This is a genomic window from Stenotrophomonas sp. SMYL8 (genome assembly GCF_036320065.1).
Lineage (GTDB): Bacteria > Pseudomonadota > Gammaproteobacteria > Xanthomonadales > Xanthomonadaceae > Stenotrophomonas > Stenotrophomonas maltophilia_A.
This window is the reverse complement of sequence record NZ_JAWIRR010000017.1, coordinates 84,696-95,230: the sequence shown is the minus strand read 5'-3', so window position 1 is coordinate 95,230 and position 10,535 is coordinate 84,696. Positions and strand designations below refer to the sequence as shown.

Sequence of the window (10,535 nt, the reverse complement as noted above, 5' to 3'; positions counted from 1 at the left end):
GCCCCCCCGCCCCCCCCCCCCCCTCCCCCCCCCCCCCCCCCCCCCCCGCCCCCCCCCCCCCCCCCCCCCCCCCCCCCCCCCCCCCCCCCCCCCCCCCCCCCCCCCCCCCCCCCAGCCCTCTCGGCATTCCTGTGACGGACGGCAAGAGCGTTGGGTTTCCAAGTGGGAAGAGGGGGCAGATGCGTTTTCCTGCGGAAAGCGAATCTGAACCCGGAAGCGGTGCTGTTGCTCTTGCTCTTCTTTCTTCAATCCGGGGTGGACGCGCACGGAAACTGTCCGTGGCCGGGAGGGTGGGCTGCGCAGGGGCGTGAGCCGCATGGATGCGGCGACCGAGCTTACATGGACGTACTTGCAGCGGCCCCTGCGCAGCCCACCCTCCCGGCCAACCCTCAGTAGCCACGCGCCTACCGCGACCACCCCGAGGGGCTTCGGCGTTGGCTGGATATCCAGATACCCCGTAAACAAAAACGCCCCAGCGCAGGGCCAGGGCGTTCTCGTACATCAGGTCAGGCAGGCATCAGAACTCCTGCCAGTCTCCGTCGGCCAGTTCGGTGGCCATGGGGCGACCACCGGCGGTGCGGCGGGCCGGCGAGGCGACCGGGGCCGGTGCGGCCGGTGCGGCAGCACGCGGGACCGGGGCAGCGGCGATGCGCGGAGCAACCACGGTCTCGGCTTCATCCACCACGAAGATCGACACGGCCTCGCTGAGGTGACCGGCCTGTTCTTCCATTGCGCGTGCGGCGGCGGTGGCTTCTTCCACCAGCGCGGCGTTCTGCTGGGTGGTTTCGTCCATCTGCACCACGGTCTGGTTGACCTGCTCGATGCCAGCACTCTGTTCCTGCGAAGCCGCAGAGATCTCGGCCATGATGTCAGTCACGCGCTGCACCGAGGCGACGATCTCGCCCATGGTGGCGCCGGCCTTGTGCACCAGTGCCGAGCCGTCGTTGACCTTGCCGACCGAATCATCGATCAGGCCCTTGATCTCCTTGGCCGCGGCGGCCGAGCGCTGGGCGAGGGTACGCACTTCGCTGGCGACCACGGCAAAGCCACGGCCCTGTTCACCGGCACGTGCGGCTTCCACTGCGGCGTTCAACGCCAGGATGTTGGTCTGGAAGGCGATGCCGTCGATGACCGAGATGATCTCGGCGATCTTCTTCGACGAGGCTTCGATGGCCGACATGGTGGTGACCACCTGGCCGACCACTTCACCGCCCTGCGAGGCCACGCCGTGCGCGCCGATGGCGAGCTGGTTGGCCTGGCGGGCATGCTCGGCGTTCTGGCGAACGGTCGAGGTCAGCTCCTCCATCGAGGCGGCGGTTTCTTCCAGGTTGGCGGCCTGCTGCTCGGTACGGCGCGACAGGTCACTGTTGCCCGAGGCGATCTCGCCGGCGGCCGAGCTGATCGCGCGGCTGGACTGCTTGATGCGGGTGACGATCTCGCTCAGCTGCGCGGCGGTCGCGTTGGCGTCGTCTCGCATACGGGCGAACACACCCTGGTAGTCGCCGTGCATGCGCACGGTCAGGTCACCCTGCGACAGTGCGGCGAGCAGGCCGGAGATCTGTTCGATGCTGCCGGCGTTGGCGTCGAGCAGGCCGTTGATCTGCTGGGCCAGCTGCAGGAAGAAGCCTTCCTTGTCGCTGGAATCGATGCGGCCGGACAGGTCGCCGGCAGCAGCCTGGGCGATCACGCGGGCCACTTCGGCTTCCACCTGCGCTTCCTGGGTGCGGTCGCGCCATTCCACCACGTAGCCGACGGTGTCGCCGCCTTCATTGCGGATGGTGGAAACCACCTGGGCGAACTGGGCATCGCCGTACTGCATCGGGCGACGGGCGACGCCGTGTGCCTTCAGGTTGCCCAGCAGGGTCTGGTCCATCTCGCCGCGATGCTCCAGCACGGTGACCGGCTTGCCGATCAGCGAGGCCTGCGCGTCGAAGTCCGGCAGGTCGCGGCGCACGTCGTCCTGGTACTGGCTCAGGGTCTGCTGCAGGGCGCGATTGGTGTAGACGATGGTATTGCTGGTGTCGGTCAGGTACACGCCGGTGGAGCTGTAGTCCAGCGCGGTGCGGATGCGCAGGTTCTCGCGGGCGATGGCCTGGTCGGTTTCGGTGCGCTCGCGCAGGTCGCGCTGCATGCGCTGCATCGCCTGCATCAGTTCGCCCACTTCGTCCTGGCGGCTGACGTCGATGTGGCCATCGAGCTTGCCGCCGGCCACATCGTTGGCAACCGAGACGGCGCCGCGCACGCTGCCGACCAGGGCACGGGCAAACAGCCAGACCAGCACCAGGCCGAGTGCGGCGCCGCCCAGCAGGGCGATCACGGTCAGCACGGCCGAGGCGGAGTAGGTGGATTCGGCCTCTTCGCGCGAGGCGCGGGCGAGGCGGTTGTCTTCGGCGATCAGCGCTTCCAGCGCCGAAGCGGCCTTGCGGTGCTTGGTGCGGGTCTCGCCGACGAAGGTATCGATGGCGTCGTCCGGCAGGTCCAGTTCCAGCATCTCGGTGACGCTGTCATAGGAGGCCAGGGCGTCCTTCCACTCCTTGGCGAAGGTGTCGAACAGCTTCTTCTGCTGTGCGTTGTCGACCAGCTTCGGATAGTCCTTGATCGACTTGTCCATGCTGGTACGCAGCTCGACGGTCTGCTTGCGTGCATCAGCCTTGACGTCGTCACTGGCGCGGATCAGCTGCTGGTAGGCGGCGTTGCGGTATTCACCCAGCATGCCGCGCATCTCGCCGGCCATGCGGATGCTCTCCATGCGAGAACCCGCCAGCTCGGTGGTGACGTTGTTCAGCGAGTGCAGGCCGCGATAGGCGACGATACCCTGCAGCAGCATCACCAGCAGGAGGACACCGAAGGTCAGCAGCAGCTTCGGCATCAGTTTCAGGTTGTTGATCCACGGCATGGGCGTTGCGAGCTCCTAAGGCAGACGCGCCCGGGCATCGGGCCCGGTTGCAGCAGAAACCACGCCGGCACCAGGTCCGGCGTGGTTCGACGGACAGCGGATTACTTGATGTTGGCCAGCTTCAGGCCGGCCGGCGAGCTGACTTCGATTTCCGCGCGCGAGGCGTCGCGCTGGATCTTGCCGATCACGCAGACGGTCTTGCCTTCCAGGGTTTCCAGCGGGAAGGAGAACTTGCCGCGGTTCTCGCCAGCGATGCGGGCCGAGAAGGTGTGGCGCGGGAAGGCGCCGCCCATGTACAGGAAGGTCGGCTGGCCTTCGGAACCTTCTGCGTAGCGGGCCTTCTCGACCTTGCCGCAGACCATGCCGTCCTTGCCGACCGAGCGCGGTGCCAGTTCCGGCGGGATCATGTCGGCCGACTGGGCGAACGCGGCGGAAGCAGTGGTGGCCAGGACAGCGGCCGAAACGAACGCAAGCAGGGACTTCATCGAGGTGTATCTCCGGGGATGGTGATGGTCGTTCCGGTCCTGCGCGCTCCTGCGCGACCGGCTTCTGTCCCCCTATCGGCACTGCCGGAGGGAACTGAAGGGTTTTGTGACCAGAACGTGAAGCAGGTCCGTTCGATCAGGCAGCGGCGTCTTCAACGACGCTGGCCTGGCCCATGTCGGCGCTGTCCAGCAGGGTCTCGATGTCGAGCAGGATCAGCATGCGGTCGTCCTGCGTGCCGATGCCGGAGATGAAGCGGGTATCGACGGCGGCGCCGAATTCCGGGGTCGGGCGGATCTGCTCGGCCGACAGCGGGATCACATCCGAGACGCTGTCGACGACGATGCCGACCACGCGGTCGTCGACGTTCAGCACGATCATCACGGTGAAGGCGTCGTAGCGGGCATCGTCCAGGCGCAGCTTCAGGCGCAGGTCGATCACCGGGACGATGGTGCCGCGCAGGTTGATCACGCCCTTGATGTAGTCCGGTGCATCCGGGACCCGGGTGACCGCGTCATAGCCGCGGATTTCCTGGACCTTGAGGATGTCCACGCCGTAGTGCTCGGCACCGAGGGTGAAGCTGAGGAATTCGCCACCGGCGCTGGCGGCGGAGCTGGTCTTGTCGTTCATCGAGGGGTCCTGGTTCTGCCGGAAGTCCCGGTGTCAGGCTCGATATCGGCCCCTCGTCGGGGGACTTTAGGTGCCGGGGGAAGGCATCCACGCATGGCGTGGATCTACCGGGGAAGATGGGGGCATCCACGCATGGCGTGGATCTACACGGGAAGCGCTAGTGCCGGGCGCTGGCCGGCAACCTGGCAACAATGTGGATACGGTCATTGCCGGCCAGCGGCCGGCACTACCGGTCGGGAGGCCTTACAGCTCGCCGTTGCGGCGCGCCTTGCGCTGGCGGTCGATGCGGAAGATGTAGCGCTGGATGGCACTGTCGGCGCCACGCGGCAGGATGTCGAAGCGCATGCCCACGCGCTTGATCTCGATGCCATTGGGTTGGCGCTGCGGCAGCAGGTTGCAGACGACCAGCTCGATCTCCAGGTCGGGGCCGTCGGGCAGCGACAGCATCGCCGGGTAGCGCTTCTGCAGGCTGAACACCGCGCAGTCGGTAGGTACGGCCACCGCCAGGCCGCCGCCGCTGATGTCCACCACCCGCATCGACAGCGCTTCGGCACGGCTCTCGCCGGCGGGGATCAGCAGCTGGGGTGAATCGGTGACTGGCGTCTCCAGCCGGTACATCTCACGTCGCTGCAGATGGACCAGTTCGTCCGGCAGAGGGGCACGGAAGGCGACGTGGCCGTCGTTGTCCACACGCTGCAGTGCCTGCAGGCGGAACCGCACCAGCACACGTTCGAGCTGGGCAAAGCACAGCAGATGGTCGGCCTGTTCGGCGGCGCGGTTGGACGCCTCCTGCGGGCTGCCATCGAGCAGCAGGGTGTCGTCGTCCTCGTCGAGCTCAAGCAGCGCGGTTGGGAACGAGCGGTCGCGGCCGTCGATATGCGCATTGATCAGTGATCGCTGGTCGATCAGCGATCGCAACAGCTGCCGCAGCTGGCGCGGATTACGGACCAGGAAACGTTCGTCAGCGGCATCAGCCGCGTGGACATCATGCACTGCAGTGTCGTTGCCGTCGGACATGGAATCTACGGTCAGGGGCGGGCGCCAGCACGCGTTGGCGCGAGGCTCGATGGGGATATCGGCCACTGTGCCCGATTATGAAGTGAGAATTGCATCACTTTCCATGCGTGAGGGGTCAGATCCCTTTCCCGAAGGAAAGGGATCCGACCCCGGGTACATCAGAACTCCTGCCAGTCGCCGTCTGCGGCCAGCGCCGGCTGGGCCGTCGCGGTGCGCAGCGTACGCGCCGGGACCGGCTTTGCGGCCGGTGCGGCGGCTGCGACCTGGCGCGGTACCGGTGCCGCCAGCGGGCGTGCCGGGATGGCCGTCGTGCCCTGTGATGCCAGCCGGAAGCGGGCCACGGCTTCACCCAGCTGCACGGCCTGGTCTTCCATTGCACGTGCGGCAGCGGTGGCTTCTTCCACCAGCGCAGCATTCTGCTGGGTGGTCTCGTCCATCTGCACCACGGTCTGGTTGACCTGCTCGATGCCGGCACTCTGTTCCTGCGACGCTGCGGAGATCTCGGCCATGATGTCGGTTACGCGCTGCACCGAGGCAACGATCTCGCCCATGGTGCTGCCGGCCTGGTGCACCAGGCTGGAGCCTTCGGCGACCTTGCCGACCGAATCATCAATCAGGCCCTTGATCTCCTTGGCGGCAGCGGCCGAGCGCTGGGCGAGGGTGCGCACTTCGCTGGCGACCACGGCGAAGCCACGGCCCTGTTCACCTGCGCGGGCAGCTTCCACTGCAGCATTCAACGCCAGGATGTTGGTCTGGAAGGCGATTCCGTCGATGACCGAGATGATCTCGGCGATCTTCTTCGACGAGGCTTCGATGGCCGACATGGTCGTGACCACCTGGCCGACCACTTCACCGCCCTGCGAGGCGACGCCATGTGCGCCGATGGCGAGCTGATTGGCCTGGCGGGCGTGCTCGGCGTTCTGGCGCACGGTGGAGGTCAGTTCCTCCATCGACGCGGCGGTTTCTTCCAGATTGGCGGCCTGCTGCTCGGTGCGGCGCGACAGATCGCTGTTGCCCGACGCGATCTCGCCAGCGGCGAGGGTGATGCTGGACGCGCTGGCCTGGATCTGGCCGACGATCTGCGTCAGCTGCGCGACGGTGGTGTTGGCGTCGTCACGCATGCGTGCGAACACGCCGTTGAACTGGCCGTCCATGCGCGCGGTCAGGTCGCCGGCGGCGATCGACTGCAGCAGCTGCGAGAGCTGGCCGAGGTTGCCGTCGGCGACCTGCATCATGCTGTTGAGCTGCTCGATCATCACGCGGAAATCGTGATCGAAACGCTGCGCATCACCGCGCTGGCTGAAGTCGCCGGCGGCAGCCGCCGAGGCCAGCTGCTGGATCTGCGTGTTGATGGCCAGCAGGCTGGCCTTGGCCGCATCCATCGACTCGTGCAGGATCGCGCGGCTGCCGGGCAGGCGGCGTGCGTCCGGGGTGAGGTTGCCGGTGGCGTACTGGTTGAGCACGTCGATGGCATCGCGGATCGCGTCGAGATGTTCGAAGATGACCGTGTTGATGCCGCTGGCCAGCTGCCCGTAGACGCCCGGGAAGTCTTCCGGAATGCGATGGCTGATGTCCGGACCGGCGTGCATCTGCGCCATCAACTGGGTCTGCTCGGAGAAGCGGCGCAGCATCGCGGTCATTTCGGTGGTGGCGGCCAGCATCTTGCCGGCTTCGTCCTTGCTGGTGGCCTGGGTGCTGACGCTGAGATCGCCACGGGCAACGGCCTGGATGGCATGCACGGCCTTGCCGAGCGGGCCGGTGACGGCGCGCGAGATGACCGTTGCCAGGGTTGCGGCGACCACAACCAGCAATACTACGGCGGCAATGATCGCCAGCATGCTGTTGCGGTGGGTGGCGTTGGCGTTGTTGATCTTGTCCTGCATCAGCGAGCTGCTGTACGCGCCCAGTGCCTTGAGGTCTTCAAAGGCTTTGCGGCGCAGCGGGCGCGACTGGTCGTCGGAGATCTGCCGTGCGACGACGCCATCGCCGGCGGTGGCCGCTTCGCGCAGCTTGGCATTGGCTGCGAAGTAGCCATCGACGTCGGCCTGCACGGCGCGGTAGAGCTCGCGCTCCTTGGCGCCGGCCGGCAGCTTGGCGTACGCGGCCAGCTGTTCGCGCACGACGGCGGCGGTGTCGTCCATGCGCTTGTTGTAGTCGGCCACCTTCTCGGGCTGGTCCAGCATGCTCAGCTGGGCCAGCTCATAGGTTCGGAACTCACCTAGCTGCGAGCGCACTTCGCCGAGGTACTGCACGGACGGAATATCGTTGGAGGCCATCGCGCTCAACTGCGCGTTGGCCTCGGACAGGCGGACCAGAGCGAAAGCGCCCAGTACGACGGTCATCAGGGTGGTGAGGGTGAACCCCACGGCCAGCTTGCGGGCGATGGGCAGATCGTGGAACCACTTCATGCAGGGTGCTCCAGGTGGGCAGGGCGCCGGCGTCGTTGCGTCGGCTGGGGGTGGTTGCAGAGCGAACGGTGGTGCCCGGTGGGGGTTCGGTGACGGCCGTCAAAGCGAAATAGCGGCGCAGTTCGGATGGACTTTATGGACGCAGATCACATTCGGTTGCGTAGGGACGGCGGCGCGAAAGTGGCGCCATGACAGGGATTTCGCTTGAACGGCAAGGTTGCGCCCGAAACCTTCATGCAGACGGAGTTCACGGTATGCCTGGCGAAGCGAGCGCGGTCAGATCGTGGCCGTGCGCGCAAACGAAAACCGCCGCCCCGAAGGGCGGCGGCTCAGTGCACGCATGCAACGTAGATCAGGCGGCCTGCGGCATCCGCAGCGAGCGCACCAGACCGCCGATGTCGACGATCAGGGCCACGCGGCCATCGCCAAGGATGGTGGCACCGGATACCCCGCCGATGCGGCGGTAGTTGTTCTCGATGTTCTTCACCACCACCTGCTGCTGGCCGACCAGCTCGTCCACTTCCAGCGCAATTTTCTGGCCATCACCTTCAACCACCACCACCAGCGATTCGCTGCCCGGTGCGCGGTTGCCGTAGCCGTAGTACTCGCTCAGCGACAGGATCGGCAGATACTCGCCACGCACGCGCAGCACGCGGCCTTCGCCGGCCATGCTGCGGATGTCCTCGGCCTGCGGCTGCAGGGCCTCAAGCACATAAGCCAGCGGCAGGATCAGGGTTTCACCGGCCACCGCCACGGTCATGCCGTCGAGAATGGCCAGGGTCAGCGGCAGGCGGATCAGCGTGCGGGTGCCAGCGCCGAGGCTGCTTTCGATCTGGACCTCGCCCCCCAGCGCCTGGATGTTGCGGCGGACCACGTCCATGCCGACGCCACGGCCGGACAGGTCGGTGACTGCATCGGCGGTGGAGAAACCCGGCTGGAAAATCAGGTCCCAGACCTGCGAATCGGTCGGGTTGTCCGGCACCGCCAGACCGCGTTCGGTGGCCTTGGCCAGGATCTTGGTACGGTCCAGGCCGCGGCCGTCATCGCTGACTTCGATGACGATATGGCCGCCCTGATGCGAGGCTGCCAGGGTGATCGTGCCGGTCTCGTCCTTGCCCGCACCGCGACGTACGTCGGGCATTTCCAGACCGTGGTCGATCGAGTTGCGCACCAGGTGCACCAGCGGATCGGCGATCTTTTCGATCAGGCCCTTGTCCAGTTCGGTGCCTTCGCCGACGGTGCGCAGGCGTACCTGCTTGCCGAGGCGGCTGGACAGGTCGCGGACCAGGCGCGGGAAGCGGCGGAACACCGCATCGACCGGCAGCATGCGCACGCCGATCACCGCTTCCTGCAGGTCGCGGGTGTTGCGTTCAAGCTGGTCCAGGCCGGCGAACAGGCTCTCGGCGTGAACCGGGTCCAGCGCGTGCGAGACCTGCTTGAGCATGGCCTGGGTGATGACCAGTTCGCCGACCAGGTTGATCAGCGCATCGACCTTGTCGACGCTGACCCGGATCGAGGTTTCGGCTTCCTGGCCGCCAGCGCTGCTGGCAGCGGCGGCGGGTGCCGCCGGTACAACGGCAGCCGGTGTGGAAGGGGCGGGTGTGGCAGGTGCCTCGGTGGCAAGGCTCGGCGGCGCAGCCGGACGGATGTCCAGTTCGCAGTCGTCCAGCACCCAGGCGAAGGTGTCTTCGATCTTGCTGCGCGGCACCTTGCCGACCAGGCCCAGGTCCCACGCCAGGTGGGCCTCCAGCGGGTCGAGCTGGGCGAAGCCGGGCAGGCGTTCCATGCGCGCGGCGACCTGCAGCGAACCCAGGTGCTCAAGTTCGCGGATGATGCGCAGCGGGTCGTTGCCGCTCATGAACAGCGATGGCGCCGGGGTGAAGCCGATCTGCCAGGCTTCCGGCGTATCGTCCACCTTGGCTGCGGCGGCCGCGGGGGCGCTCGCTGCGGCCTCCCCGGAAAGAACCGCCTCCAGGCGCGCCTTCACCGCAGCAACTGCGGCGGGATCGGCGGCCTGGCCGTGTTCGGCTTCGCGCAGCAGGGCGCGCAGCACGTCCACCGAGGACAGCATGGCGTCGACGGCGTGGCCTTCCAGCGCCCGCTTGCCGGCACGCAGCTCATCGAGCAGCGTTTCCAGCACATGGGTCAGGCCGGCGATCGCGTCGAAGCCGAAGGTGCCGGCGCCGCCCTTGATCGAGTGGGCGGCGCGGAACACCGAATTGATGATCTCCGCGTCCTGCTGCCCCGATTCCAGGGCCAGCAGGCCAGCCTCCATCGCGTCGAGGCCTTCGCGGCTCTCCTCGAAGAAGGTGGCGTGGAAGCGTTGCAGGTCCATGCTCATGGCAGTGGTGGTCCGGAAGCGAAGAAGGGGAGCGGTGACGGGCGATCAGCCCAGCACTTTCTGCACGGTGGCGACCAGCTGTTCCGGATTGAACGGCTTGACCAGCCAGCCGGTGGCGCCGGCGGCCTTGCCTTCGGACTTCTTGTCGGCGGCCGATTCGGTGGTCAGCATCAGCAGCGGCGTGAACTTGTAGTCCGGCAGCTGGCGCAGTTCGCGGATCAGCGCGATGCCGTCCATGTTCGGCATGTTGACGTCGGTGACCACCGCATTGAAGCGCTGGCCCTTGGCGCGACCGAGCGCGACCGCGCCGTCTTCAGCTTCTTCGACGGCAAAACCGGCCGAGGTGAGGGCGAAGGACACCATCTGGCGCATTGACGCCGAATCGTCCACCACCAAGATACGTGCGCTCATGCAGCGTTCTCCACAGATTTCAGGTTGTCATGGGTTACGTCCAGGCCCAGGGCCTGGGTGACGCCCAGCAGGCGCGCGGCGTCACGGAAGGTTGCGGTGCAACCGTGGAAGCCGGTGCCGAGGCCTGCCTCGCGGCGGGCCTGCACGAACGCACACAGCACTTGCACGGCGGCCGTGTGGATGCGGGCGACCTGGCTGGCATCCAGGGTCAGCTCGCCTGCCTGCGCCACCAGCGGGGCGAGGCGGTTCTTGAGCTCGGTGGTGCTCTCGATGCCGAGATCCCCACCCAGTTCGACAGTGCTCATCGTTGCTCCGGACAAACGGTTCCGTGATCCATAACGGCACCCCG

The 10,535-nt window shown here is 67.0% G+C and carries 8 protein-coding genes; all 8 read right to left on the bottom strand.

Annotation, left to right across the window (positions count from 1 at the left end):
* Window positions 1-517: 517 nt before the first annotated feature.
* Window positions 518-2,896, bottom strand: a complete 2,379-nt coding sequence (locus V3B25_RS14375) for a methyl-accepting chemotaxis protein (protein ID WP_049424617.1) — start codon at window positions 2,894-2,896, stop codon at window positions 518-520.
* 101 nt (window positions 2,897-2,997) lie between these two features.
* Window positions 2,998-3,381, bottom strand: coding sequence for a hypothetical protein (locus V3B25_RS14370; protein ID WP_010482470.1), 384 nt, complete (start codon window positions 3,379-3,381; stop codon window positions 2,998-3,000).
* Window positions 3,382-3,517: 136 nt separating this feature from the next.
* Window positions 3,518-4,009: a chemotaxis protein CheW gene (locus tag V3B25_RS14365; RefSeq protein WP_049401162.1), complete on the bottom strand. Its 492-nt coding sequence runs from the start codon at window positions 4,007-4,009 to the stop codon at window positions 3,518-3,520.
* Between the two features lie 243 nt (window positions 4,010-4,252).
* Window positions 4,253-5,026 (bottom strand): flagellar brake protein, encoded by a 774-nt coding sequence (locus V3B25_RS14360; protein ID WP_032129226.1) that lies wholly within the window; start codon window positions 5,024-5,026, stop codon window positions 4,253-4,255.
* Window positions 5,027-5,184: 158 nt separating this feature from the next.
* Window positions 5,185-7,434, bottom strand: a complete 2,250-nt coding sequence (locus V3B25_RS14355; protein WP_329810877.1) for a methyl-accepting chemotaxis protein — start codon at window positions 7,432-7,434, stop codon at window positions 5,185-5,187.
* Window positions 7,435-7,786: 352 nt separating this feature from the next.
* A complete protein-coding gene (locus tag V3B25_RS14350; protein WP_329810876.1) occupies window positions 7,787-9,775 on the bottom strand; it encodes a chemotaxis protein CheA in 1,989 nt (662 codons plus the stop codon).
* A gap of 45 nt (window positions 9,776-9,820) precedes the next feature.
* Window positions 9,821-10,186: a response regulator gene (locus V3B25_RS14345; protein ID WP_005409521.1), complete on the bottom strand. Its 366-nt coding sequence runs from the start codon at window positions 10,184-10,186 to the stop codon at window positions 9,821-9,823.
* On the bottom strand, window positions 10,183-10,491 hold the full coding sequence (locus V3B25_RS14340; protein ID WP_014037092.1) for an STAS domain-containing protein: 309 nt from the start codon (window positions 10,489-10,491) through the stop codon (window positions 10,183-10,185). The genes V3B25_RS14345 and V3B25_RS14340 overlap by 4 nt, the downstream gene beginning before the upstream one ends.
* Window positions 10,492-10,535: the final 44 nt, after the last annotated feature.

What these genes read in the sequence shown, in the direction of transcription:
- V3B25_RS14375 (WP_049424617.1), bottom strand. Translation starts at nt 2,896, where the DNA reads ATGCCGTGGATCAACAACCTGAAACTGATGCCGAAGCTGCTGCTGACC.
- V3B25_RS14370 (WP_010482470.1), bottom strand. Translation starts at nt 3,381, where the DNA reads ATGAAGTCCCTGCTTGCGTTCGTTTCGGCCGCTGTCCTGGCCACCACT.
- V3B25_RS14365 (WP_049401162.1), bottom strand. Translation starts at nt 4,009, where the DNA reads ATGAACGACAAGACCAGCTCCGCCGCCAGCGCCGGTGGCGAATTCCTC.
- V3B25_RS14360 (WP_032129226.1), bottom strand. Translation starts at nt 5,026, where the DNA reads ATGTCCGACGGCAACGACACTGCAGTGCATGATGTCCACGCGGCTGAT.
- V3B25_RS14355 (WP_329810877.1), bottom strand. Translation starts at nt 7,434, where the DNA reads ATGAAGTGGTTCCACGATCTGCCCATCGCCCGCAAGCTGGCCGTGGGG.
- V3B25_RS14350 (WP_329810876.1), bottom strand. Translation starts at nt 9,775, where the DNA reads ATGAGCATGGACCTGCAACGCTTCCACGCCACCTTCTTCGAGGAGAGC.
- V3B25_RS14345 (WP_005409521.1), bottom strand. Translation starts at nt 10,186, where the DNA reads ATGAGCGCACGTATCTTGGTGGTGGACGATTCGGCGTCAATGCGCCAG.
- V3B25_RS14340 (WP_014037092.1), bottom strand. Translation starts at nt 10,491, where the DNA reads ATGAGCACTGTCGAACTGGGTGGGGATCTCGGCATCGAGAGCACCACC.